The sequence below is a fragment of the Faecalicatena orotica genome, from assembly GCF_905197545.1.
Classification (GTDB): Bacteria; Bacillota; Clostridia; order Lachnospirales; family Lachnospiraceae; genus Faecalicatena_A; species Faecalicatena_A orotica.
In genome coordinates, this window is record NZ_CAJJZH010000005.1 from 168,543 (window position 1) to 194,579 (window position 26,037).

Annotated in this window: 25 protein-coding genes; 18 read left to right on the forward strand and 7 right to left on the reverse strand. The window is 48.3% G+C overall.

The genetic code is table 11. The features are described from left to right. The first annotated feature begins 53 nt into the window (after positions 1-53). From ABIN22_RS12395 to pcp, 3 genes are all read left to right on the forward strand, one after another. Entirely contained in the window at positions 54-1,001 is a 948-nt protein-coding gene (locus ABIN22_RS12395) for a DUF979 domain-containing protein (RefSeq protein ID WP_346908996.1), read from the forward strand. A 13-nt stretch (positions 1,002-1,014) separates the two neighbouring features. Then, entirely contained in the window at positions 1,015-2,025 is a 1,011-nt protein-coding gene (locus ABIN22_RS12400; protein ID WP_346908998.1) for a 2,5-dihydroxypyridine 5,6-dioxygenase NicX family protein, read from the forward strand. A gap of 76 nt (positions 2,026-2,101) precedes the next feature. Then, positions 2,102-2,746 carry a pyroglutamyl-peptidase I gene (gene pcp, locus ABIN22_RS12405; RefSeq protein WP_346909243.1) on the forward strand — a complete coding sequence of 215 codons (645 nt, stop codon included), beginning with the start codon at positions 2,102-2,104 and terminating at the stop codon, positions 2,744-2,746. Positions 2,747-2,769: 23 nt separating this feature from the next. Here the strand turns inward: pcp and ABIN22_RS12410 are convergent, their stop codons facing one another. Continuing rightward, positions 2,770-3,420, reverse strand: coding sequence for a TetR/AcrR family transcriptional regulator (locus ABIN22_RS12410; protein WP_109732571.1), 651 nt, complete (start codon positions 3,418-3,420; stop codon positions 2,770-2,772). Positions 3,421-3,566: 146 nt separating this feature from the next. On the opposite strand from ABIN22_RS12410, the gene ABIN22_RS12415 reads away from it, so the two are divergent. Genes ABIN22_RS12415 through ABIN22_RS12435 form a run of 5 tightly spaced genes read left to right on the forward strand, consistent with a single transcriptional unit; the run spans position 3,567 to position 8,184 of the window. Further along, the gene (locus tag ABIN22_RS12415) at positions 3,567-3,998 is read left to right on the forward strand and encodes an SCP2 sterol-binding domain-containing protein (protein ID WP_346909000.1); all 432 of its coding nucleotides are present in this window, start codon (positions 3,567-3,569) and stop codon (positions 3,996-3,998) included. Between the two features lie 28 nt (positions 3,999-4,026). After that, positions 4,027-4,974, forward strand: coding sequence for an alpha/beta hydrolase (locus ABIN22_RS12420; protein WP_346909002.1), 948 nt, complete (start codon positions 4,027-4,029; stop codon positions 4,972-4,974). Beyond that, on the forward strand, positions 4,971-6,371 hold the full coding sequence (locus tag ABIN22_RS12425) for a condensation domain-containing protein (protein WP_346909004.1): 1,401 nt from the start codon (positions 4,971-4,973) through the stop codon (positions 6,369-6,371). Before ABIN22_RS12420 ends, ABIN22_RS12425 begins: the two co-directional genes overlap by 4 nt. Positions 6,372-6,430: 59 nt before the next feature. Continuing rightward, a complete protein-coding gene (locus tag ABIN22_RS12430) occupies positions 6,431-6,658 on the forward strand; it encodes an acyl carrier protein (RefSeq protein ID WP_346909006.1) in 228 nt (75 codons plus the stop codon). Positions 6,659-6,675: 17 nt separating this feature from the next. After that, positions 6,676-8,184, forward strand: coding sequence for an AMP-dependent synthetase/ligase (locus ABIN22_RS12435; RefSeq protein ID WP_346909008.1), 1,509 nt, complete (start codon positions 6,676-6,678; stop codon positions 8,182-8,184). Positions 8,185-8,229: 45 nt separating this feature from the next. Here ABIN22_RS12435 and ABIN22_RS12440 read toward each other — a convergent pair whose 3' ends face one another. The 6 genes from ABIN22_RS12440 to ABIN22_RS12465 are packed head-to-tail and all read right to left on the reverse strand — an operon-like array spanning position 8,230 to position 13,722. After that, positions 8,230-8,796, reverse strand: a complete 567-nt coding sequence (locus tag ABIN22_RS12440) for a cob(I)yrinic acid a,c-diamide adenosyltransferase (RefSeq protein WP_118621636.1) — start codon at positions 8,794-8,796, stop codon at positions 8,230-8,232. Positions 8,797-8,811: 15 nt separating this feature from the next. Further along, complete coding sequence (locus ABIN22_RS12445) at positions 8,812-9,141, reverse strand: glycerol dehydratase reactivase beta/small subunit family protein (RefSeq protein WP_109732564.1); 330 nt, start codon at positions 9,139-9,141, stop codon at positions 8,812-8,814. Then, on the reverse strand, positions 9,138-10,955 hold the full coding sequence (locus ABIN22_RS12450) for a diol dehydratase reactivase subunit alpha (RefSeq protein WP_346909011.1): 1,818 nt from the start codon (positions 10,953-10,955) through the stop codon (positions 9,138-9,140). The genes ABIN22_RS12445 and ABIN22_RS12450 overlap by 4 nt, the downstream gene beginning before the upstream one ends. Continuing rightward, positions 10,952-11,344 carry a diol dehydratase small subunit gene (locus ABIN22_RS12455; protein WP_118621634.1) on the reverse strand — a complete coding sequence of 131 codons (393 nt, stop codon included), beginning with the start codon at positions 11,342-11,344 and terminating at the stop codon, positions 10,952-10,954. The genes ABIN22_RS12450 and ABIN22_RS12455 overlap by 4 nt, the downstream gene beginning before the upstream one ends. Then, a complete protein-coding gene (locus ABIN22_RS12460; RefSeq protein ID WP_346909013.1) occupies positions 11,345-12,046 on the reverse strand; it encodes a propanediol/glycerol family dehydratase medium subunit in 702 nt (233 codons plus the stop codon). An 11-nt stretch (positions 12,047-12,057) separates the two neighbouring features. Next, positions 12,058-13,722, reverse strand: a complete 1,665-nt coding sequence (locus ABIN22_RS12465) for a propanediol/glycerol family dehydratase large subunit (RefSeq protein ID WP_118621632.1) — start codon at positions 13,720-13,722, stop codon at positions 12,058-12,060. 420 nt (positions 13,723-14,142) lie between these two features. On the opposite strand from ABIN22_RS12465, the gene ABIN22_RS12470 reads away from it, so the two are divergent. The 10 genes from ABIN22_RS12470 (at position 14,143) to ABIN22_RS12515 (ending at position 26,032) form a co-directional block, all read left to right on the forward strand. After that, on the forward strand, positions 14,143-14,472 hold the full coding sequence (locus tag ABIN22_RS12470; protein ID WP_346909015.1) for a hypothetical protein: 330 nt from the start codon (positions 14,143-14,145) through the stop codon (positions 14,470-14,472). A 271-nt stretch (positions 14,473-14,743) separates the two neighbouring features. Further along, positions 14,744-15,700, forward strand: coding sequence for a uroporphyrinogen decarboxylase family protein (locus ABIN22_RS12475; protein WP_346909017.1), 957 nt, complete (start codon positions 14,744-14,746; stop codon positions 15,698-15,700). 11 nt (positions 15,701-15,711) lie between these two features. Beyond that, a complete protein-coding gene (locus tag ABIN22_RS12480) occupies positions 15,712-17,742 on the forward strand; it encodes a hydantoinase/oxoprolinase family protein (protein ID WP_346909019.1) in 2,031 nt (676 codons plus the stop codon). Continuing rightward, entirely contained in the window at positions 17,732-19,399 is a 1,668-nt protein-coding gene (locus ABIN22_RS12485; protein WP_346909021.1) for a hydantoinase B/oxoprolinase family protein, read from the forward strand. The genes ABIN22_RS12480 and ABIN22_RS12485 overlap by 11 nt, the downstream gene beginning before the upstream one ends. Before the next feature lie 4 nt (positions 19,400-19,403). Then, complete coding sequence (locus ABIN22_RS12490) at positions 19,404-21,008, forward strand: ABC transporter substrate-binding protein (RefSeq protein WP_346909023.1); 1,605 nt, start codon at positions 19,404-19,406, stop codon at positions 21,006-21,008. Positions 21,009-21,042: 34 nt separating this feature from the next. Further along, positions 21,043-22,050, forward strand: coding sequence for an ABC transporter permease (locus tag ABIN22_RS12495; protein ID WP_346909025.1), 1,008 nt, complete (start codon positions 21,043-21,045; stop codon positions 22,048-22,050). Further along, complete coding sequence (locus ABIN22_RS12500) at positions 22,047-22,883, forward strand: ABC transporter permease (protein WP_346909027.1); 837 nt, start codon at positions 22,047-22,049, stop codon at positions 22,881-22,883. Before ABIN22_RS12495 ends, ABIN22_RS12500 begins: the two co-directional genes overlap by 4 nt. Before the next feature lie 21 nt (positions 22,884-22,904). Further along, the gene (locus ABIN22_RS12505) at positions 22,905-23,996 is read left to right on the forward strand and encodes a M24 family metallopeptidase (RefSeq protein ID WP_346909029.1); all 1,092 of its coding nucleotides are present in this window, start codon (positions 22,905-22,907) and stop codon (positions 23,994-23,996) included. Positions 23,997-24,024: 28 nt separating this feature from the next. Then, positions 24,025-25,005, forward strand: a complete 981-nt coding sequence (locus ABIN22_RS12510) for an ABC transporter ATP-binding protein (protein ID WP_346909031.1) — start codon at positions 24,025-24,027, stop codon at positions 25,003-25,005. Between the two features lie 37 nt (positions 25,006-25,042). Continuing rightward, positions 25,043-26,032 carry an ABC transporter ATP-binding protein gene (locus tag ABIN22_RS12515; protein ID WP_346909033.1) on the forward strand — a complete coding sequence of 330 codons (990 nt, stop codon included), beginning with the start codon at positions 25,043-25,045 and terminating at the stop codon, positions 26,030-26,032. Positions 26,033-26,037: the final 5 nt, after the last annotated feature.

Sequence of the window (26,037 nt, forward strand, 5' to 3'; positions counted from 1 at the left end):
CTGTTCATGATTCTGGACAGCTACAAAAGTGGTTATAAAAAAGGAGGCGCCTTATGGCCTATTTTACCAGTCCTGATATTACGTTAGGGGCGAAGCTTCTTGAAGTGATTTATATAGCTATGGGATTAACTGCGCTGTACACAGGTGTCAAAAATGCGGTGGACAAGGATAATCCGTCCAGATTTGGGACGGGATTTTTCTGGTGTGTTCTCGGAATCGTCCTTGCTTTCGGGCGGTGGATTCCGTCCGTGATCAACGGAGGGCTGATCATATTAATGACGATACCTGCGATTCTGAAGAAAGTGAAGATTGGAAAGTCAGAAGTTTTGCCGGAAGAATATGTGAATCAAATGTCGGAGAAGATCGGTATGAAAATTTTTGCACCAGCCCTTGCCATTGGGATTTCAGCCATTATTTTTGCCGTGTTCCTTCCCGATCTGGGGGCAATCGTCGGGGTTGGCGCCGGAATTGTTGTTTCGATGATCATCCTGATGTTTTTATCCAGAGATAATAAACCGGCCGTGTTCCTGAGAGATTCCGAGCGCCTGCTGTCAACGGTAGGCCCTTTAAGCATGCTTCCGATGCTGCTTGCGAGTCTGGGAGCGGTTTTTACAGAAGCGGGTGTGGGGCAGGTCATTGCAGGTCTGGTGGAAAGAGTGGTTCCCAAAGGAAATGTGAACCTGGGGATTGTCATATTTGCCATTGGAATGGCGCTGTTTACGATGATTATGGGAAATGCATTTGCGGCAATCACTGTTATGACTGTCGGGATCGGGGCGCCGTTTGTTCTGAGTTACGGGGCCGATCCGGCTGTAATCGGAATGCTGGCATTGACCTGTGGATTCTGCGGAACACTTTGCACACCGATGGCGGCCAATTTTAATGTTGTCCCGGTGGCCATGCTTGATATGAAGGACCGCTTTGGCGTAATCAAAAACCAGCTTGTCCCGGCAGCGCTGATTTTTATATTTCAGATCGTTTACATGATCTTATTGAAATAGCGGTGGTGTACAGATGAAAGAACACAGGAAAGCAGAACACAGTAAAACGGAGCGCGGAGCCATGATCGTGGTCAGGGACTGGCTCAGATTGAAGCCCTGGGAGAAACTTTTGATAGTTACGAGTGAAAACCATATCGCAGAGGCAGAGATTCTTCGGAAATGTGCCCACAGGCGGTCAAAAGCAGTGGACCTGATGGTAGTTGAAAAGCGCGGGAAACATGTGGGCGTCTTTTTTGACAGCCACGAAGATGTGTTTGACGGCTATCAGGCAGTCTTAGGAGCAACCGACTATTCACTGGTCACGACAAAAGCGGCCAAAAGAGCGATACAAAGAGGCAGCAAGTTTTTGTCACTTCCGCTTTCTACAAATAATGGAAAATCGATGCTGGCTTTTCAGTTTATGATGATGGATACAAAAAAGAGTAAAATGATGGCAGGGATCATCATGAAATATCTAAATTCCTCTTCCGTGGTCCATGTCACGACAAGGCTGGGAACGGACCTTACCTTGTATAAAAGAAACCGCCCGGCAGGATTTTTTAACGGTGTCGTCAGGGACGGAAAGGGATTTTCATCGGCCAGTATCGAGGTATATGTCCCGATTGAGGAGACAAAAACGAGAGGGATACTGATACCAGACGGCTCGCTTGGATATATAGGAAGGGTGGACGAACCGTTTTGGATCAGGCTGGAAGATGGATATATCCGGGAAATTGAGATGACTGCGGTGGGAAGAAAGCTGAAGGAATATATGGACGATTTTCATGATCCGGGAATCTATGCCGCGTCGGAGCTTGGGATTGGTTTAAATTCTTACGCAAAATGCCGGGGGGATTCCTATATTGAGGATGAGTCTGCTTATGGGACATTTCATATCGGGGTTGGAAGAAATATTGCCCTTGGCGGTGTACATGAGGCGAACGGGCACTTTGATATTGTGGCGAAGCGGCCGGATATTTATGCGGACAACAGGAAGATAATGGAGCGGGGGAAGATTATCATACCGGAGCCGGTATTTTTTTGACATGCTGCCAGTTATGATTTTTAATGCGCGCAACGTTAAGTATTATGCACAGGATTTCAGTTAAAGGAGGAATATGATGAAGATATTAATAACGGGATTTGATCCATTTGGCGGAGAGGATATTAATCCGGCCTATGAGGCGGTAAAGCTGCTTCCGGACAGAATCAAAGGGGCGGATATTGTAAAGATAGAAATACCGACGGTTTTTGAGAAGGAAGGAAAGATTCTGGAAAAAGGGATTGTGGAACACAGGCCGGATGCGGTGATCTGTGTGGGACAGGCCGGAGGCCGGTCGGCGGTTACGATAGAAAAGGTGGCTATTAATCTGATGGAGGCGAGGATTCCGGATAATGAGGGGAAAAAGCCGCTTGACAGGCCGGTTTGTGCAGACGGGGAGAATGCTTATTTTGCAAAGCTCCCGGTGAAAGCAATGGTGCAGAAGATACGGGAACACCGTATACCGGCAAAAATCTCTTACACGGCGGGCACCTTTGTCTGCAACGATGTGATGTACAGGCTGCTCTATATGATCGACCGGACTTTTCCGAATCTGAAAGGTGGTTTTATCCATGTACCTTATCTGCCGGAGCAGGTGGTTAACCTTCCTGACGGCACGCCGAGCATGTCCGCCCGGATGATTGCGGATGCGTTGGAATTTGCCGTGGAGGCGGTGGTGGAATGTGATGAGGACGTGAGTGTGGCAATGGGGGAGACACACTAAGGGGGGCCTTTTACAGGCCCCCTCTAAGACACTGCCTGTGACTTGTCCGGATTATGGCTGCTAAATCCTTCCCACAGGTAATCCAGCCTTCCCTTCTCGATTCCGAAGCTGGTCTCCAGCATATAGGAGAATACATCCAGCGTCTTTTGGACCTGTTCCCGGCTTTGGGAATTGAGCCGGCTGTCCATCTTGATAAGCAGCACGATTAATGCAATCTCGGCAGCCTCTTCGGGTGATTTGCAAAACATTGTCCCTTCTGCATTTCCCTGACGTATGATATCTGCCAGAACCGGCCTCAGGTTCCTGATCATGATTTGTATGTACTGTTGGTGTAGCAGTGCGCTCTGCTGTATCTCAAAAAAATCGCCGGCCTCCTGTCTTAAAAGCTCCAGTGAGGAGTCACGGCAGGTCCTGAATACGATCTCGAGTTTGTCCAGTGCTTTCAATTCCGGATTTTTCACCAGTTCTTCTGCCTTTTTCAGGGCGTCTGAGTAGGAGCGTTCGATGACACCTTCCAGAATTTCTTCTTTGGATTTGAAATAATAGTAAATACTTCCTTTCCCGATCCCGGCTTTTTTGGCAATATCGCTTACTGATATAGTCTGTGCGTTTGATTTGTTCATTAATTCTTGCATAGCATCTAAAATCAGGTCTTTTTTTTGATTATTATGCATAATTTTCATCTCCGATTTTTTTAGATTGTATCATGTAATCTGGAAAATGTAAACTTGACTGATGGTCGAAAAAGTGTTATTTTGAGTGAAGATACTGATTCGACCATTGGTCGAAAAATGTCGAAATTCGAGGAGGAAATGAGAAAATGAAATATGATGAGCTTGTGGCAGAGATAAAGGAACAGTTTATGAAGGCAGATGTGAGCCGGATCAAAGAGCATATTGCATATCAGTTTAATATCGAGGGTGAGGCGCAGGGTGCTTTCTATGCAGATATAGCTGACGGAAAGCTGAGCATTGAACCATATGAGTACTATGACAGGGATGTGCTTTTTACAACAACGGCGGAAACGCTTCTGGAAATTTCAGCGGGTAAATTAGATGCAGTGGATGCGTTTACTAAGGGGAAGCTGAAGGTGGAAGGAGACTTTGAGAAAGCGCTGAAGCTTCAGGACTTTACGAAGGGGGCGTCACAGACATCCGGTGTGAAGAAGGCTGCGGTCCAGAAGGCCGCATCGGTAAAAAATACGGTGAGAAAGGCTGTGGATAAGAAGAAAGCAGCGGCAGCAGGTAAATAGGACAGGGATATTCCGGGAGGGACCGACTATGAAGGGCTTAAAGACATTACTTGGAATCGGGGCAGCAGCGGCTTTCGCTGAATATGGTATTGCATCTTATTTTTTCAGGCGCACCATGCTCACGCAGAATGCCAAAACAGAACGTACGATAGATATGGCGGGGACGGACTGGGAACAGTACATGCCGCGGATGAAAGAGTGGAAGGCATGGATGCTGTCACAGCCGCATGAGGATGTATGGATACGCTCGTCAGACGGACTGAAGCTGCATGGGACTTATTTCCCGGGAGAGGGTGGAAATAAGATCATCCTAGGGTTCCACGGTTACACAAGCAAAGGAATGAGCGATTATATCGGTCTTTCAAACTATTACATCAAAAGAGGATACCGGATGCTGCTCGTAGACGAGAGGGCACACGGCGAAAGTGAAGGTACATATATCGGTTTTGGATGTCTGGACAGGAAAGATGCGGCAAAATGGGCAGAATACGCGGTGGAGATCCTTGGCAGGGGCTGTGAAATATGGCTTCACGGCATGTCGATGGGAGGCTCTACTGTGCTGATGGCAAGCGGGATGAATCTTCCACGTGAGGTGAAGGGAATTATTTCCGACTGCGCTTTTACAAACGCCTGGGAGGTGTTTTCCCATGTGCTTAAGACGCAGTACCACCTTCCCGCATTTCCGGTCCTGAATATTTCCGACCAAATGACAATCAGCCGTGCAGGCTACAGCCTGCGGGAATGCAGTGCGAAAGAGGAAGTGAAGAAGGCAAAAGTGCCGATCCTGTTTATTCACGGGGATGCGGACACATTTGTCCCGTGCCGGATGTGCCGGGAAATTTATGATGCCTGTGCTTCAGAGAAAGAAATACTGATCATCAAAGGGGCAGGACACTGCGAATCCTTTTATAAAGATCAGGAAAAATATGAGGAAACTTTGACGGCCTTTTTAAAGAAAAGAGGGATGGAATCATGAAAATTATTGATGGAAAAGAAACATACCCGTTGACCGCTGCACAGAAACTGCATTTTTTTTACCAGAAATACTGCCCGAAAAAGCAGGTGCTGAACATTGGTACCAGCCTGACGATCCAGCAGAGCCTGGATTTTGGTGCACTGAAAGAAGCAATTTACAAAGCCTATTCCAGATGCGAATCCATGCGGCTGCGTTTTGCAGAGGACGAAGACGGAAACGTTGTGCAGTATATTGCGGCCAGAGAGGAACGAGACATTGAATTCTTCGATTTCACCGGCTGGGAAGGCTGGGCGGCGGAGGCGAAGATGAAAGAATGGACATCCGTTCCGTTTGAGCGTTTCCATTCTCCTCTGAACAGAGTCGTCATGATTATTACCCCGGACGGATTTCAGGGAATCTATCTTCTCGTTGACCATATGACAATGGACGCCCAGTCACTGATTTTATTTTTAAAAGACGTCATAGAAATCTACTGCAACATGAAATACGAGGGGATTGGTTATCCGAAGGAAATGTCCTCTTATATTGCGCAGCTCGAAAAAGACCTCGCATACGAGGCCGGGTGCAGGTCAAAACAGAGAGATACGGAATTCTTTGAGAAAATGATTTCTTCATCCGAACCTGTATTTAACGGCGTATTTGGTCCCAAAAAGCTTCTGGAAGAACAGGAGAACAAAAAAGATTCGTCCCTGCGTGCAGTTACGGCAGTTTCGGATAACGTAGATGCAAACATCGTTACATTTGAGCTGGAAGAAGATCCGTCAAGGCGGCTGATGAAATTCTGCGAAGAAAACCATATTTCGATGGTGTGCCTCCTGATGATGGGGCTTCGTACATATTTACAAAAAGAAAATGGGAATGATGACGTCTCTGTGACGACAACAGTCGCCAGACGAGCGACGCTCTCCGAGAAAAAATGCGGCGGAACCAGAATCCACTGCTTTCCATTCCGTACGATTGTAAAGGAGTCAGATACCTTTATGGAAGGGCTGTTCAAGATAAGAGACGGGCAGAACCAGCTTTTCCGCCATGCTAACTATGACCCGACGGAGTATTATAAATACCGCAGTAAATATTACGGACTGGAGTCCGGCCAGACATATGAGCCACTGAGCCTGACTTACCAGCCCCTGACCCTGAAAGACAAAGGTCTGGACCGCCTGGGGGACATCCGGTACAAATCCGCGTGGTACAGCAATGGTGCCGCGGCACATGCCCTTTACCTGACCGTGATGCACCGGGCGGAAGACAACGGAATGAACTTCAACTTTGAACACCAGACAGGGGTAGTAAATTACAAACAATTACAACAATTTTATTACTACCTCTGCCGTATCATCTTCAAAGGTGTTGAAAATCCGGACATCACAGTAGGGGAACTCATATCGGCAGTCTAAAACTTGAGAATATTCTGAAAACGGAGCGCAAAGGGGTCTGACCCCTAGGAGGTTAAAATATGTTTAATAAGTTACGTGATATTATTTGTGAGTACGTTGAAGTGGATAAGGGATCTATTACGGAGGATTCGCGTTTTGTCGAGGATCTTGGCTTCACTTCTTATGATTTTATGAGTATGGTTGGTGAACTGGAAGATACGTTTGATGTTGAAGTGGAAGAACGTGAGGTTGCAGACATCGTGACGGTAGGTGAGGCTGTCAGGTATATTGAGAGTCTGCAGGATTAAGAGGGGCAGGTAAAGGTATGAAGATGGAGACAATGAAAGATATTATCCGCTATGCGGCAGATACTTACGGGGAAAATCCGGCAATCCGGTATAAAGTGCGTAAAGAAGTGGTATCGAAGACCTATCAGGACTTGAAAAAGGACAGCGAATCGTTCAGCAGAGTACTTGAATCGCTGGAAATGCAGGGGAAGCATGTGGCTGTGATCGGGCCGACTACCTATGAGTGGATCATAAGTTATTTCGGTACGGCAAATAGCGGAAGTGTCATTGTCCCGCTAGATGCGCAGCTGAAAACGGAGGATGTCTGTGAGCTTCTGAACCGGGCGGACATAAGTGTCCTCGTTTTTGACAGTCTGCGCAAAGATGTGGCCGCAAAGGCAAAGGAGGCATGTCCCGGGGTGAAATACATGATTTCCATGCAGGCAGAGGAAAGCAAAGAGGATATTCTTTCTCTCCACCAACTGCTGGATGAGCATGAAGGAAGCTTTGAATGTGAACTGGATCCAGAAAAAATGTGTGCTGTTCTGTTTACTTCCGGTACGACGGGGAAGAGCAAGGGCGTTATGTTAAGTCATAGGAATCTGACGGATAATGCAGTATGTCTGGATATGAAGATCCCTGCCGGTACAGTATCGATGACGCTCCTTCCGATTCACCACGCATACTGCTTTACAATGGATATCCTGAAAGGAATTTATATTGGCCTTGTGATCTGTATCAACGATTCTATTATGCATGTATCGAAAAACATGAAGCTTTTCAAGCCGGAGATCGTACTGCTTGTGCCTATGGTAATAGAATCAGTCTATAAAAAACTGAAAGAATCAACAGGTATCCTGCCAAAGAAAATGGTCGCAAAGGCGGCTTTCGGCGGAAACCTGAAAACAATCTGCAGCGGTGGGGCATACCTGCCGCCGGAGATGGTTCAGGCATTTGCAGAATATGGCATCACGGTACTTCAGGGATATGGTATGACAGAATGTTCACCGGTTATCAGCACAAATCTGGCATGGGACTCCAGAACCGGTTCGGTTGGTAAACTCCTTCCTAACTGTGAAGCAAAGACCGTAGACGGTGAAATCTGGGTGCGGGGTTCAAGTGTCATGCTCGGATATTATAAAATGCCCGAAGAAACAGAAGAGGCACTGACGGACGGATGGCTCAGGACGGGTGATCTGGGATACATTGATGAGGACAGCTTTGTCTACATAACGGGACGGAAGAAGAATCTGATTATTCTGAAAAACGGGGAAAATGTATCACCGGAAGAGCTCGAGAATGAGATTGGAAAAGACCCTCTTGTACAAGAGATTATCGTCAGGGAGAAAGAATCCGTCATAGAAGCAGAAATATATCCGGACATGGAGTACGCGCAGAAGAAGAGAATCAAGGATGTTCCCGCCCGCCTGCAGGAGGTCATTGACGATTACAACAGAGGGCTTCCCCCTTATAAAAAGATACACGGGCTGACAATAAGAGAAGAAGAGTTTGAAAAAACACCTTCCAGGAAGATCAAAAGACAATAAAAAATATGCCGGTCCCTCCAGGTAAAGTGGAAGGGCCGGCATATTTTACTTCCCGATACTTTTCATAACATTTTTCACGACTTCCTGGCGGAATTCCTCATCAGGCTCGGCAGAAGACTTGTAATCGGCATACCTTGCCGCTACATAAAGGTAGTCAGACAGCCGGTTTATATACTGCATTGCCTTACTGTCAGCACCGTAATTCTGTGAAACCTTGCGGAACCTCCGTTCGGCCCGTCTTGCAACGGCCCTTGCCACATCCAGCCGGGCTGATTGCTCACAGCCGCCGTAAAGGACGAATTCCTTTGCGCGGGGGAACGAATCCTCCAGATGGTCGATTTCTTCTTCCAGAGCAAGAGTCTCTTCTTTTGTAAAGCGATGGTCCGGATTACGCGGATCAGCAATACCGGCCATAATCTGCATCAGTTCCTTTTGAATCTTGGAAAGACGTTCACTCAAAGAGGAATCGGCGATTACCTTGGCAAGTCCGATATGGCTGCTCAGCTCGTCAATCGTGCCGAGAAGCTCAATCCGGTCATCGGACTTGGAAACGCTGATTCCGTTCATGAGGGAAGTCTTCCCTGCGTCCCCGTTTTTCGTGTAAATTTTCATGGTCATCTCCCCTTTTTATTTAAAAGCAAGCTTTTTTATGGCCCGGGCGCTGTTAGCCCCCAGCTTTCTGCTCTGTTCCTTATCCGGTGCCAGATAGCTTTCAATATTATGCCCCTTCTCAATCCCTCGCATCTGCAGTGCGGCATGAGTCCTGCACATCCCGATTCCGGAGCCGAGCATCGAATCATTCGCCGCATTCCAGGCTAATTCGTCAGGCGAATCATAATCCATTTCTTTGATATCAAAAAACACGCCTTCCTCTTCGATGCCTGCACAGAGCTCCTTCAGGACAGAAGGGTCCGGATGGTTTACATATATGAAAATAGAAGGTCTTTTTATAATCATTGTCTCTCTCCTGCATATGAAAGCACAAGTCCGGTTGCCACGGCATTGCGTGGTCCTTCTGTTCCGCGGATATTGCCGCGCCCGCATACGATCCGGTAATCGGCAAATTCCTCCATCAGCATTTCCGGTATTTCGAAATCCTCGGCAGACCCTCCGACAAGCACCACATTGGAAATGTTCTTCAAATCCTGTCCGGGGGCGACGCTCTTGAGTGCACGGAACGCATTGGTGACGAATACCTTTCTTTTCGCATCCCGCCGTACCTGAACGATCTTTTCCATTGGAATCTCTTTTTCTATCCGGATATATCCGTCTTCTGCGAGTAAAATAACCCGCCCGTAGAAACGGGGGTCAATGGACTCATCAACGAATGTCATCTGCCCGTTTTCCATTCTCATATGGAAAAGGCTTTCTACTTTTGCGAGTGGATATTTCTTGATCTGCTCCGCAATATGGCGGTCACCCAGACCAAGTTCGGTTTCAATCAGCATGGATACCAGTTCCCCGGCACCGGCCTGATGCGTCATGGTCACTCTGCCGTCTTCCGAAATCACTGCCGCATCTGTAGAACCGCCGCCCATATCCAGAATGGCCAGAGGCAGCTTCGTTCCCGGAGTAGTGAGTGCCCCGAGACTTGCCATGACGGCCTCTACCCCGGCGATTCTGACATCCATTCCGAGTTCCATCTTCAGCTTATCCGCAATCTCCCGCATCGGAAGGTGCTGCGTCTTTACCATCGCTGCAATCCCGACCGCTTTCTCGAGACAGGTTTCCCCTGCGAGTGCACCGGAAATCAGGACCGGCGCAAGTGTATCCACGGCAAGGATATCAGTGATCCGGATATCTGCATCCGGAGTATGGTCTAATTCCCCCATACCACGCTTGATGCGGGTGAGCATATTGCCGACATTCGTATCCGGCTGTCCGCTGATATCATGAATTTTCCCGGCATCTGCAACTGCCTTCATGATTTCTGCGGCACCTTCATCAAGATTGATCGATGCACTGTTCTCGGCATCGAGATAAATCTCCCCGGCGGGCAGGACATTTTCCCGGACATTTCCGCCCGGTGTCTTTAAAACAACTGCACTGCGTTTTCCGATCAGGCTTTTGGCAATTGGCGTGACAGTCCGCGTCTCTTCCGCATTCAAATGCAGGAGTGTGGCAATTCCGTATGGATTGGAAAGCATGCGCACGGTCTGTCCGGGCAGGGCAACTTCAATCGCAGCCAGAACGCCGTCAGGCAGTTTGTCAATCCTTGCAACCTCATCGATGATCGGTATCTTTTTCCGAAGCCGGTTTTCCACCAGCACTGCCTCATCCGCCTTCAGGATGACTCCGGCAATATCCAGTGTATCCGCAGACTGATTGAGGATCGCGGCAACCTCTTCGTAGGAGTAAGAATCATCGGCGGCTACGATGTAAGGCGACCCGGGAATTCCCCGTGACAGATTATTAATCAGCAGGATCTCCCCGACTGCCTGTCCGGCTCCGGCAGGAGTCGAAGGATTATGGCCGATCATAGACGAATCTGTGATAATCGTCTCGGTCAGTGTCTCCATAGCAGTGTCACCTATGACTGGTGCGGCTTCGTTGAGACGGATGAGCGAGATGTCGCTGATCGTACGTCCGATACTGCTCATGGCCCTGTTTAAAGCTGCTTTGATTGCATGAGTATTCGCAACCGTACCTTTGGTCCCGGTTGTAGGGCGTGAAGCACTTGTCAGGAAATGGATGGTGCCGTCAGCGGCTGCCTCCCCGACACAGACTTCTGTTGTGGAATTCCCAATGTCTACTCCAGCAATTAAACTCAAAGCAGAATACCTCTTTTCTCATAAACTTCTGCGGCTTCCATAACGAGCCTTGCACAGTTTTTGGCATTATATTTTTCAAGCAGTTCCTGTGCCATAAGAACCAGTTCCAGCTTGGTAGAACGGTTCGGGCGCAGTTTATCATACATTTTTAAAATGACATCATCCGGTACGTCCACCAGCTCGGCGGCGCGCTCAAAATTCTTCTGCATCGGGCCGTTGTCCGCTTTGAGGGCAACCTGTCCCTGTGCTTTCAGGATCTCTTTGGAAATCTTGATATCATCAGCGGAAACGTGGTTCTTCATGACTTCATCCAGAGTGATGTCAGTCAGTTTTTTTCCGGTTTTGGATGTGATCTTCTCTTTCTCGTGTTCACCTAAGGGGTACTGCATCTATTTCTCCTCCCATTCGATAATTCCGACCTCAGGGTCAAGCTGCTCGGTCTCAGCGATATGCATCAGGGCCGCTTTTACCTGGTATTTTGGTCTGGACATAGGGTCATTGGTACATGGTATAGGCACAACCTGTTCGCCCTTAACATACTTTGCCGCGTTCTTTCCGATCTTCCGGTAAGTTTCGAGATCCATAAGCGGCGCCTGCGGAAACAGTTCCAGATTGGAAAGCGGATACAGGTCCTTCTGGTGGATGACTGTTGTCCCCTTGGACTGGATGCCAATGCCAATGCCGGAGCCGGAAGTCTTAGCAGCTTCCAGGGCCATAAAGCAGACATCCGAAGTGTCAAGAATCTTGACCACCCTCGGGACCATGCCCTCTTCTTCAATGCCGGCTTTTACATTCTTTAAGACATCATCCAGCGGGATACCGCAGATGGTCTTCTGGATTTCCTTCTGAAAGGCAGCGCCGACTCCGATGACAACTTCTTTCGGATCGGTTCCCTTTTTTGCCCTTGGATAAGAAGCATAGGAAGTCTTAACCGGGTTGATTCTGTCGCGTCCGGCCAGAGACTGGGAAACTGCTGTACTTGCAGCCGGACTGCCGGACGTCACAGGGGCCGGGTTCGTGTCTTTCCGGTGCTTCATCTCTGTGAGGACAGCATTTGTTATCTGTTTTACTAAATCTTCATTTACCTGCATGCTCTTTCCTCCTATATATCCTGTGGGTTTATGATATGGGGGATCTTCTTGATCTCTTCCCAGCGTTCACCTTCAACACGGTATCCCGTTCCCGGTCCCATGTAGTCATTCGGGGTGTTGACTCCGGAAAGCACATGGAAATCGCGGTCCAGAATGGCGGCTGTCTGCATGTAGTCACCTGCAACACGCTGCTTCAGCATACTTAACACACTCTCTGCAATATCCTGAAAACCGGATTCTGCCAGAGCCTTTACCACATCCACTCCCGTTATTCCACGTTTTAAGACATCCTCGGCCGCCATTAAGTCGGCCGTCACGTCACGTTCAAGGGTATCTTTACTGCCATGTGCATAAGCGACCGCTTCTACCTGTTCATCAGATACCGGAGACAGGCCGAGCTGCCTGAAGACTGCCTGTATGGCCTTTCCGGCTTTCATCCTTACGCGGATCACTTCTTCCTCGGTAACCGGCTTCAGACCGCCGTCCACCTGCATGTCTCTCTGCAGTACATTGTAGTCATCAAAATCTTCCGCATCAAAATTGGAGCCTGCGAACATGTTGTCGTAGTTCGGCTCTGCGGCATAACCTGAAAAAATAAAATCGGTTCCCGGCAGGAACTGGAGCATTGTCCTTGCAGTCCTTCTCATGTCAGAATTGGAAAAACTCTGGTCATTGGAGGAAGCACATTCCAGACCGAGCAGTGCGGCAACGAGGTTCTCGCTCATGACTTCACGGATACCTCCCGGCACAGCTCCGGGTACACCGATACAGCTCACGGAACCGTTCTGGATTCCCTGGCTTCCCGCGCCCTTTGTTGCATAGAGGCAGCGGCATTCCAGATAGAGCATGGATTTCTTTTCGCTGTTCCCCATCAGCACCTCGGAACCGGAACCGGATGTGAACCGGACCTTCAATCCTCTGGATGCATAGGCGGAATTCAGAAAAGCTTTGGAATAAGGGGTGTCATCCCCGTCTATAAATACCTTTTCCGTGCCATAGACGGAAAGTGTCTCTGCATATGTAGTCAGCCCGCGGATTCCGAGTTCAAGCTCGGTAGCTTCCTCTGCGGAACATTGTGTGAGAACGCCCGGACGGCCGACCTGGGAACCAATCAAAAGCGCCATTGCACTCAGCGGCGCGTACCTTGCAACACCCATCGTCGTCTCTTCCTCGGCAAATCCCCTTAAGGCTCCCTCGGCGGCATCGGCGGCAATTTGTACCGGATCGTCTTTTAAGTTCGTAATATGGGCCTGATTCCCCGGAGTCTTACGTGCGCGTATCTTCTGCATCCCCATCATAAGCTCCACGACATTCAGATGGTTCATGACCTCGACCATCTTGGCAGGAGTGATCCCGCTTATGACTTCCAGAATCTCTTTTCTGGAAACATGGATATCCACGATCATCCTTGCAATATCGAGTGAAGGCACGGTCATGGACCTTTCTGCCCGGTCAACATTGATTGCATAATCGGCGATGAACTGGTCGATGAAGTCGAAATCCTCTCTTTCTTTGCCATCAAGTTCTGTCACTTTTCCGTTCTCTATCCTGATTGACGGCTTCGGATCGTATGGGCTGCTCATTGCGACAAACCCCATCTCCGGCCATTCGTTGATATAACCATCCAGATTCACGGGGCGCCTGTCCAGTGTTTCAATACGTTTTGATCTCTTCATATTTTCTCTTCTCCTAACGGAATTGGGATTACTGTTCATAGTATTTTAATTATACAACAACTACAGGGAAATAGCAACGAAATAATGTTCAAATCTAGCAAAAAACCACATCGCGTGTTGCTGAATGCCACACAAAACCACAATAATGTCATAGTCAGCTGTGGAATTGTTCAATTTGATAAGCAAATACATTTTCTTTCTGCTAACATACAAACTAATTCATTTCAATAAATGTTGGTTAATAAACTTAAATTTAATATGAAAGGCTTTACCCCTGACTGCTATACTGTCTAATCATGATATTAGAGTTCAACTTTAAGATTGGATGTTAAATTAATTGAAAAATGCTATAATAGTTTTAGTATCAAGAATGTCCGGATTATTACAAGTTTTTTAACTTCATTCGAGAAGGGACTTATTATGAAAAGGAAACTTAAATATGCTATAGGTATCGTACTGGTTTTAATTCCCCTGCTATTGCCCTTTGTTTACAAGTACAAGGATTATTTGGACGATAAGCTGATAGACATAACAGTGATGGGTCAGGTAGTTGAAAATCAGGATACTTATTTAATCGTTAGGTTAGATTCGGACGGTCATTTGTGTGAGGCTGGTAAACCAGATAACCTTGAAGACTTGTCTGAGTTTAAAGTAGGGGATAAAGTTTCTATTACTTATAGTGGCGGTATCCGCGAGCAAATTCCTGCTATCCTCGCTGAAGTAAATAAAATTGAATTGGTTGAGAAATAAATGAGTATAATATGGTATCTAGAAATATGCGGTTAATTTTGCTGATATATGAAAGTTAACCGCTTTTTCTATACATGTTTTATTTAACTATGAAATAAAAGTAAAGTAAAAGTGAAAGAATCTGAAAAATTGGATTGACAAAACGCAATTGCAATGATAATATCAAATTAAGCTTACAGATGTACATCTATTTTTTTTACTCCCTCTGATAATATCAGAGATAATACTAAAGGAAATAACAGTGATATCAACAAGAAAGGAAGTAACAGAGATGAATGGCAGAGAGCGTGTGACAGCAGCAATAAAAAAAGAACCGGTTGACGGGATTCCATCAAGTTTCTCACTCCATTTCCCGGCAGGATGTGAATATGGGGAGAAGGGCGCGGAAGCGCATCTGGAGTTTTTTGAGAAGACAGGCACAGACATCTATAAAATCATGAATGAGAATCTTTTGCCTGCATGTGAAGGCATCCGCTGCGGTGCGGACTGGAAGCTGATTCCGGGTTTTTCCAAAAATGATGCGTGGATGACGAGGCAGCTCGATCTTGTGAAACGGATACTGGACAAGTGTGAACCGGGACACTATACAATGGGGACACTACATGGGATCGTGGCTTCCAGCCTGCACCTGATCGAGAAGACATACGGATACGATACGGGACGCCTGGTGATGCCGGAACATCTGCGGCAGGATAAGGATGCTGTGTTTGATGTATATAAACGGGTTGCCGATATCATGTGTGTGCTGGCCGAAGAATACATAAAGGCCGGGCTGGATTCTGTCTATTATGCGGCTCTGGGCGGAGAGTACCGCTACTATACGGATGAGGAATTCGAGACTTACATCGCACCTCTTGACAAACAGGTCATGTCAGCCATCAGGGAAAGCGGGGGTACTTGTTTCCTCCACATCTGCAAGGACAGACTGAATATGCAGCGCTATGCCGGTTATGGCAGGTACGCGGATGTTGTGAACTGGGGGATCTATGAGGCGCCGTTTACGATCGCACAGGCAAAGGAGCTATTTCCGGAGCCGGCTATCATGGGAGGCCTTGCAAACAGAAGCGGTGTACTCGTTGAAGGTACAAAGGAAGAGATCCGGGCGGAGGTAAGAAAGATTATTCAGGAGAATGGAAAGACGGGCTTCATTTTGGGCGCGGACTGCACCATTCCTACAGAGATCGAGTGCTGGAGGGTAAAAGCGGCGGCAGAGGCGGCCAGAGAATAGGAGGAACGTGTATGTCATACAGATTAGCAGCGGATGTGGGCGGAACCTTTACAGATATTGTTTTGCTGAATGATGACACAGGCGTCTATGAGACAACAAAGGTGCTGACGACTCCGGACGCTCTGGAAAAAGGGATACTAAAGGGATTTGATGAACTGGCCGGAGATAAGTACGGCCAGATAACCAGCATCGTACATGGTACGACATCAGGTTTGAATTCTGTAATCGAGAGAAGGGGCGCCCACTGCGCCCTCGTGACAACGAAGGGGTTCAGGGATGTATATGAGATAGCAAGGGCGAACCGGCCGGAGATCTATAATATTCGTTATCATAAGCCGGAGCCCCTGATACCGAGGAAAGATATCTATGAGATAGACGAGCGGGTTTCTTTTGAGGGGACGATTGAAAAGAAAGTTACAAAAGAGATGATGCGAGAAGTCATAGAGGCATTAAAAGGAAAATATGACTCTGTGGCGGTATGCCTGATCAACAGCTATGCAAATACGAAAAATGAAAAAGAGGTATGCAGGATTCTGGAGGAAGAGCTGGACGAAGGAACCATTATTACGGCGTCCCATGAGATTGCTAAAGAGTCAAGGGAATACGAGAGAGTCAGTACTTCTGTACTCAACGCCTACGTTGCGCCGAGTACGAGGAGACATGTTTTTGCACTATCAGAGGAGCTTCTGAAAAGAGGTTTCGGTGGAACTCTCTATATGATGCAGTCGAGCGGTGGTGTGATCCGTGCAGAGATGGCATCGTCCACGGCGGTATACACCCTGATGTCCGGACCTGTAGGAGGCGCTATCGGGGCGAGTGTGATTGACCGGGAAAATATCATCGGTTTTGATATTGGCGGCACAAGCTTTGATGTGAGTATTGTAGTGAATAACCGGATGGAAACCACGGTAGAAGCAGAAATCGAGGGATTTCCGGTACTGGCGCCGACTGTAAATGTGTTCAGTATCGGTGCAGGCGGCGGAAGCATTGCATGGAATGAGGCAGGTGGAATGCGTGTCGGCCCGCAGAGTGCCGGGGCGGCCCCAGGTCCGGTGTGCTATGGCAGGGGCGGAGAGAAGCCGACACTTACAGATGCGAATCTTGTACTGGGACATATGTCTCCGGAGCATTTTTTAGGCGGCAGGATGCAGATTGATGCAGAAAAAACAATGGCTGCTTTTGAAGCGTACGGCAGGCAGTTTGGGCTGGATGCGGAGGCTGCGGCTGAAGGGGTATGTGAGATTGCGAATCATAAGATGGCGGATGCCATCCGGGAACTTACGGTAAAGAGGGGGATCGACCCAAGGAACTTTTCGATCCTCGCATTCGGCGGTGCAGGCCCGATGCATGCGGCACTGATTGCAGAGATGCTGGATATAAAAGAAGTCATCGTCCCGGCGAACCCGGGTGTATTTTCCGCATGGGGCATGCTGCACGCGGACATACGGCATGATACGGGGCACACGAAGGTATGCCTGCTGTCTTCGCTTACAGAAGAGGACTTCCACCAGAACTTTGCAGAACTGAAGAAGGAACTGGATGAGGTGCTTTTGAAAGAAGGGCTGCAGAATGAGGAGAGAAACTATATCTGTGCGCTCGATATGCGCTATTTTGGTCAGGAGTATACCATTTCCGTAGATATCCCGGATGAAACGGTATTTGACAGGGAAGAGATCGAACAGGCCTACAGTGCCATTTATGAAAGACTTTACGGCCACCACTCTCCGGACAATATAGTGGAACTGGTGAATTACAGGATGACCGTACTCGTGCCGGTAAATAAGGCAGCGGTAAAGAGGCGCTTAAGTGACAGCCCGGCAGAACCGGTCGGGACACTGCAGGGATATTTCAGCAGCAAAAAGTATGACATTGATATATATGCAAGAGAATGTCTTGTGACAGGAAGAGAAATCTCCGGCCCGGCAATCGTTACAGAACTGACTTCTACTACGATCGTGCCGCCGGGGTGGGAATTAACGGTTGACGAGGCGGACAGCATGGTGATGAGAAGAGGAAACGGAGGTACAGAAGATGGCAGATAGAGTGAATCCGATTGTCGTAGAAATTATCCGCAATGCGGTAAATTCAGCCGCAAGGGAAATGAACAGCTGTCTGATCAAGAGTGCATTCGGACCCGGCATCTATGAGATGAAAGACTGCAGCGTGGGGATCTTTGACAGAGAGGCAAGGCTTCTGGGACAGTCTTCCGGGCTTCCAATCTTTCTTGGAAATCTGGAAATCTGTATCCAGATCGTGACAGATAAGATTGGGCTCGGGGGTTACAGAAAAGGCGATGTATTTGTCATGAATGATCCGTATCTGCAGGGGACACATGCCGCTGATATAACCGTGTTTTCGCCGATCTTCTATGAAGGCAGGCTGGAAGGATTTTCGGCTGTCCGTGCGGCGATGCAGGATATGGGCGGAAAGAACCCGATGGGGTGTTCGGACAGTACAGAGGTTTATCAGGAAGGCTTGAGAATCCCGCCGGTCAGGCTGTGCAGTGAAGGGAAGATATGTGAGGATGTCATGGACCTTCTGACGATCAACAGCAGATACCATGCCATGATGAGAGGAGATTTGAACGCCTGTATCTCAGCCTGCTATACCGGAGAGACAAGGATGGGGGAACTCTATAGGCGTTACGGCACAAAAACAGTGCAGGAGGCGGCACTTGAGATATTCCGGCAGTCCGAACTGCTGGACCGACAGGCCGTGGCGGCCATACCGGATGGGGAGTATTTTGCAGAAGGCTGTCTTGACAATGACGGAATTACACAGGAAGAACGTCCACTTAAGGTAAAAGTTACGATTCAGGGGGGAGAGATGACGATTGACTTAAGTGGAAGTTCAAAGATGGGAATCGGTCCGATCAACTGTGGCGAGGCGCAGACAATTGCAGCCTGCCGTGTAGGATATAAAGAAGTCATTAATCCGGAAAGCCAGGTATCAGGCGGAACCTTCCGCAACCTCAAAGTGATCGTTGAGAAGGGCAGTTTTCTGGCGGCGGAGGAACCCGCACCGTGCGGCTGGTATTTTACGGGACTGGGGCTTTTGATCGACCTGATCATCAAGGCGCTGGCACCAGTGATCCCGCAGCAGGCGGCGGCCGCACATTACGGTGATTCCAACGTCATCCTGTTCAGCGGCTATGACAGCATCCGTAAGAAACAGTTTGCAATCTGCGAGGCAACGGCAGGAGGCTGGGGAGCATATGATGGCGGGGACGGACAGAACGGAATGATCAATGTGGTGAACGGTGACCTGAAGAACTGGGGGATCGAATTTATTGAGAGTAAATACCCTCTGAGAATTCTGTCTTACAAGGTGAGGCCTGATTCGGAAGGCGCCGGGAAATACCGTGGCGGTCTTGGCCTGGAACGTACTTACCGTGTGGAAACCGAAGAGGAATGTAACCTGATGCTTTGGGTGGAACGCTCCAAAACTACGGCGTGGGGCCTCCTTGGCGGGCATGCGGCGCAGGCACCCGATGTGGTCGTGAATCCGGGAACACCCGAAGAAAAACATTATCTTAAGACAAACATGCTCCCTGTGAAGAAGGGGGACATCATAAAAATAAGTACAGGCGGAGGAGGTGGATACGGAGATCCGGGAGAGAGAAGCCAGGAAGCAATTAAGTCAGATATTGAGAATGGATACCTGACACTGGAACATGTTCAGAGATTGTACAGGAGGTAAGTTTATGAGAAAGAATTTGAAGAAGGCGGCTGCATTTGTTGTAATACTGACTATGCTCATGAGCCTTGGAGCATGCGGTAAGTCTGAGGATAAAAAGGAAGGCAAAAAAGATTCCACGAATGCGGTCAGTGATGAAGACAAAACATTTACTGCGGCATTAGGTGTCATGCCATCCAATTTTGACCCGACGAATCTGGTAGGGGCCGGCGATATGAATGCATCCAGAACCTGCTACGAACCCCTTGTCGAGGAAGTGCGCGGGACGACAGAACTGGAACCGTGGCTGGCAGAGAGTTACGAGGTGCCGGATGCGAAGACATACATATTCAAGCTGCGTGAAGGAGTGAAATTTGCTGACGGAACAGATTTAAATGCAGAAGCGGTCGTATATTCCTACAATCGTGCGATGGCATTTGTAAGCTCCATATCGACTCTGGTACAGGAGATAGAGAGCGTAGAAGCGACTGATGATATGACCGTCACGATCAAATTAAAGAGCGACAACTCAGGATTTTTGTACAACGTAGCAAAAATAGGGATCATTTCCCCAACCTGGTGCAAAGAGAACGAATCTGACGGCGACTGGGCACAGGCATATTGCGCGCGCCATTCCTGCGGTACGGGCGCATACCAGATTTCCGGTTATGAGGAAGACCAGTATTATACGATGGAAAAATTCGAGGATTACTGGGGCGGCTGGAAAGATAACCAGATCGACACGATCCAGACATTGATCGTAAAAGACAATGCGACCCAGATTCAGATGCTGAACTCCGGTGAAGTAGACAAACTCCAGATTCCGATCACGGAAAATCTTGACATTCTGGAAGCGAATGAAAATATCGATGTGCTGACAGAAGAATCACTACAGACGAATATCTTTACGTTTAATACAAAAAAAGCTCCTTTTGATAACCTTCTGGTGAGGCAGGCCGTGACTCTAGCAATGGATTATGAGGGTGTAAAAGATAATGTTTATAATGGAAAGGCTACGGTTCCAAGCGGATTCATGCCGGCAAAATTTGCAGAGCATGATGACAGTATCCCACAGCAGTCCCAGAATCTGGAGAAGGCGAAAGAACTGATGGAGCAGTCAGGCGTGGGTGAGTGTAATATTTCGGTACATCTGTGTGAAGGAAGTGACGACCAGGTCCAGATGGCCCAGATTCTTCAGGCTAATCTGGCGGAAATCGGAATTACTCTGGAAGTAAAAGTAATGCCGTGGCTTTCTATGGTAGAAGAAAACTCTTCACCAGATACTGCACCGGAACTGTCAGCGCTTAACATGGGTGCTTTTACAGGGGATTCTGTCTTCTTCCTGAAACAGAATTTCCACAGTATGTACAGCGGCCAGCCGTACAACTGGAGCTTTTATGAAAATCCGAAATTTGATGAGGCAATTGATAAGGCAACAGCAACCGTGGATGAAAAAGAAAAACAGGAATATCTGAATACGGCCCAGAATATCCTCGTGGATGACTGTGCGGCACTTTATATCACATCCCCGGATTCAGTAGAGGCTATTAACAATAAATATCAGGGCTTTAAGATTCATCCGCTGGATTACTATTATTCCATCCGGTTCTACCAGATCAGTATCGGAGAATAATACATACTCATCCGGAAGGTTAAGGGGGCAGGTTATGGCTAAATTTTTGGCGAAAAGGGCGTTATCCTTAATATTCGTCGTAATCGGAATTACGTTAATTGTGTTCATAGCGACACACTGTCTTCCGGCTGATCCTGCGCGGGCGGCTGCCGGGCCGTCCGCTTCAAAGGAACAGGTTGAAGAAAAGAGAGTGGAGCTGGGACTGGACCGGCCCGTATACGTCCAGTATCTGGATTATATGAAAGGGCTTCTGCATTTTGATATGGGTAAATCCTATAAAAGTAAACAGCCGGTCACACAGGAAATATCTTCCAGACTGGCAGCCACAATGGAGCTTACTGTTTTATCCCTGATTATATTCTTTATCATCGCACTCTTAATGGGAAGTATTGCGGCACTGAAACGAAACAGGGTGATCGACCATATCATCCGTTTCCTTTCGGTCGGCAGTATGGCTGTGCCGCCATACTGGCTGGCCCTGCTGCTCCAGTACTTTCTATATTATAAAGCACAGTGGTTCCCATCAGGCTACAGGCTCCCGGCAGGAATGGCCGGCCCGGATACCGTGACCGGATTTTACCTTCTGGACAGCGCGATCCAGGGGAACTGGACATTGTTTGCATTGTCCGCGAAGCATTTGTTCCTCCCGGTATTGAGTCTGGTCATCGGCTACTGCGGCATTACTACAAGAATGATGCGCACACAGCTGCTTCAGGAACTGCGTCAGGATTATATCCGGACAGCCAGGTCCAAGGGGATTCCGGAACGTACCGTGATCAGGCGCCACGCCATGAAAAATGCAATATCCCCGATTCTGACGATGCTGGGAATGCAGGCGGGGGGCATGATCGGAGGTACGGTCCTGATCGAGAAGATATTCAGCTGGCCGGGACTCGGCTCTTACGCACTGGAGGCGATCATGTCTATGGACCTGCTTGTCATAGCGGGAATTACGACGGTAATGGCTGTCATTTTCATACTAATTAACCTAATTGTAGATATTTCCTATGTACTCATAGATCCGAGAGTGAGGTTGTCATGATGAAAACGATTAAAAAATACTTTTTCAGAGATATTCCGTCTGCAATGGGAACTGTGATATCGCTGGGAATCCTCCTGTTCATGATCATAGGGCCTTTTGTAACGAAATTTGACCCACTGACCGTAGATATGGGGGCAAAACTCGTGAAACCGGGAAGTGCGCATATTTTCGGGACGGATGAAATGGGGAGGGATATCTTCTCAAGGCTTGCATACGGGGCGTGGTATTCAATGGGAACCGCACTGGCGGTTGTTCTGCTGGCTGCACTGGCGGGAATCGTCATCGGAGGGATAGCCGGATATGTGGGAGGCTGGTTTGACAATCTGGTCATGCGTATCTGTGACGTGTTCCTGTCATTTCCACAGGTATTTCTGGCTATGATTATCGCGGCGGCAATAGGCGCCGGTATCGGGCCCACGATCTTTGCACTGGCCGTTTCCTGGTGGCCCAATTATGCAAGAATGGTACGGGGGATGGTGATCGTAATCAAGGAAAAGCTGTATGTGGAATCGGCGAAATCCATCGGGATGCATCCTTTAAGGATTATTTTTACAATTATCATTCCGCAGACGATGTCGATGGTAATCCCCCAGATTACGATGGGGATCGGCAATGCCCTGATTGCGGCGTCCGGGTTTTCTTTCATAGGGCTGGGCGCACAGATGCCTACGCCGGAGTGGGGGGCAATGATATCGCAGGGCAGCAGGTTTATATTTAACGCGCCGTATTATGTTATTATTCCGGGAATCTTCATTTTCCTTGCAGTGCTGGGGTTCAGTCTTCTCGGGGATTCCCTGCAGGAAGCGACGAACCCGGAACTGAAAAATTTGTAAACATCCGTTAGGAGAACAGTTATGGATATTACTAAAAAATTCGAAGAAGCAAGAAGTATCATGAAAAACTGTGGGAAGGACTGTATCGTACTGGCCCCTTCCACTGATCTTTCCTATCTGACCGGATTCCGCGGGATATCACTGGAACGCCCCATCTTTCTGGTGCTGACACAACAGAAGGCATTCTTTGTTCTTCCGGAATTTGAGCTGGATAATCTGGACACGGACCTGAAGTCCGCCGTAGTTCCGGTGCCCTGGAAGGAACAGGAGGACCCGTATGGAAAAGCCGCACAGGTGCTCTCTTTAGAGAAGGTCAGCCGTGCAGTCTTTGGCAATCAGATGCAGGCGGTTATGTTTTACCGGCTGAGAGAAACATTTCCGGACTGGCAGTGGGAACCGGCTGGAACCATTATGGCACGCCTTCGTTCCATAAAAGATGAAGAAGAGTACCAGTGTCTGAAAACAGCACAGAAACTTTCCGGCCAGGCGCTGCTGTCCCTTTTAAAAGAGGGGCTTTCCGGAAAAACAGAACTGGAGGCTGCCCTGAGGCTCAATGACCTCATGAGGGAAGCAGGACTGGAATGCCCCGGGACGCCGCTGGTGGCGGCGGGCGCAAATGGTGCTCTGCCGCATCATGGTGCAGACGATACAGTTATCCAAAAAGGGGATACTGTTATTATAGATTTCGGAGGCTGTTATAAAGGATATTACGCAGATATTACGAGGACAGCTGCGGTCGGAGGCATACCAAAAGAATTCGAAGAGATTTACCGGATTGTGAGGGCGGCCAATGAGGCTTCCGCTAAAGCAGCGAGGCCGGGCATGACCGGAGAAGCGCTGGATGCAGCGGCGCGTACTGTCATTGAAAAAGCCGGGTATGGAGCATTTTTTACGCACCGACTGGGGCATGGGATTGGAATGGATGTCCATGAAGAACCGTATATCGTAAAAGGAAATCAGGTTCCGCTTTCCAGTGGAAATGTGTTTTCAAACGAACCGGGAATCTATCTTCCGGGAAAATTCGGCATCCGGCTGGAGGACGTACTTTTTCTGAGGGAAGATAAGGCTGAATGCCTGACAGAGCTTACACATGATATCCTGACGACAGAGTAGGAAATACTCTCGGAAAGAGGTGAGGAATATGTCTAAAGAAATACTGCGGGTGAACAATCTGGTTACGGAGTTCTGGGGGGAAGACCATCCTACAAAGGCTGTGGACGAAGTTTCCTTCCATGTGAATGAAGGCGAGATTCTGGGAATCGTAGGGGAATCCGGCTGCGGAAAAAGTGTGACGTCCATGTCTGTCATGCGTCTGATTCCCGAACAGGCCGGCGGGGTTACCGGCGGTGAGATTCTATTTGACGGGAAAGATATTCTTTCTATGGACAAAAAAGAGTTCTCAAAAATTGAAGGAAAAGATCTGACTATGATCTTTCAGGAGCCGCTTTCTTCGCTCAACCCGCTGCTTACCTGCGGATATCAGATAGTAGAGTCTATCAGGTATCATGAAAAGATCGGGAAAAAAGAGGCATGGGAAAAGGCAGAACAGCTTCTTGAAATGGTAGGGATTCCATTGCCGGAAAAACGTGTGAAGGAGTACCCGCACCAGCTTTCAGGGGGAATGCGCCAGAGGGTCATGATTGCGATGGCGATAGCATGCAATCCGAAACTATTGATTGCCGATGAACCGACCACGGCTCTGGATGTGACAATACAGGCACAGATACTGGACATTCTGAAGAAGCTCCAGCGGGAAAGAAACATGGCGGTTATGTTTATCACCCATGATATGGGGGTGATTGCCGACATTTCAGACAGAGTCATTGTAATGTATGCGGGAAACGTGGTAGAGGAAGCACCGGTCAGACAGTTTTTCAGGAATCCACTCCATCCATACACAAAAGGGCTTCTGAAGGCCATCCCCAGACCGGATACAAAGAAGGAACGGCTGTATATGATCGAAGGGACTGTGCCGGGCGCGGAAGAACAGTATAAGATGAAGGGATGTAAATTCTGCGACAGGTGTGAGTATGCACTTCCAAGATGCAGGGAAGAAAGACCGGGAATGAAAGATATGGGAGACGGGCAGAAGACTGCGTGCTGGCTCTATGCGAAAGACTGACCGGACGCGTCCGACACTGGGAGAGGAGTTAGAGAGAATGGAACCACTTTTTGATATTCGCCATATTTCCAAATATTATTCGGCCAAATCAGGGGCATTTTCACTGGACAAACGGGTGGTCAAGGCTGTGGATGACATCAGCTTTCAGATTTTCAGGGGAGAGACGATAGGAGTGGTCGGTGAATCCGGCTGCGGAAAGACAACTCTCGGGAAACTGATTCTGCATTTGTTTGAACCTACATCCGGGGAAATTCTGTTTCAGGAACAAGATATTCTGAAATTAAAAGGAAAGGAACTGCGCCAGTTCAGAAAACATGCCCAGATCGTCTATCAGGACCCTTATACATCCCTGAATCCAAGGATGAAGATCGGTGAGATTATCGGAGAACCATTAAAGATACAGAACCTTGGCAGTAAAGAAGAGATCAGTAAGAGAGTTCTTGAAATGCTGGATGTTGTCGGGCTCGTAAGGGATTTTTACGGGAAATACCCGTTTGAATGCTCGGGCGGCCAGCGGCAGAGGGTCGGGATCGCCAGGGCACTTATTCTGAAACCGGAGCTGATTGTGTGTGACGAGGCGGTTTCGGCTCTGGATGTTTCCACACAGTCGCAGATCATTAATCTCCTTGAAGATATTCAGAAAGAATTTGGCCTGACTTACCTTTTCATTTCACATGGCCTGTCGGTTGTAAGGCATATCTGCAGCCGGGTCATTGTCATGTATCTGGGACAGGTTGTGGAGATGGCAGACTGTGAGGAGCTGTATGAAAATCCTCTGCATCCTTATACGCAGGCGTTGTTTTCTGCGATTCCGCTTCCTGATCCGGAGCAGGAAAAGAACAGGATCATGCTGGCGGGTGATGTCCCGAACCCGGTGAATATACCGAAAGGGTGTGCATTTCATACAAGGTGCAGGTATGCAACAGATCGTTGCAAAACGGAACGGCCGAAACTGAATGATGTGAAGAATGCCCATCTGGTATCCTGTCATTTGGCTGAAAACCGCATATTTCCGAAAGAGGAATGAACTTA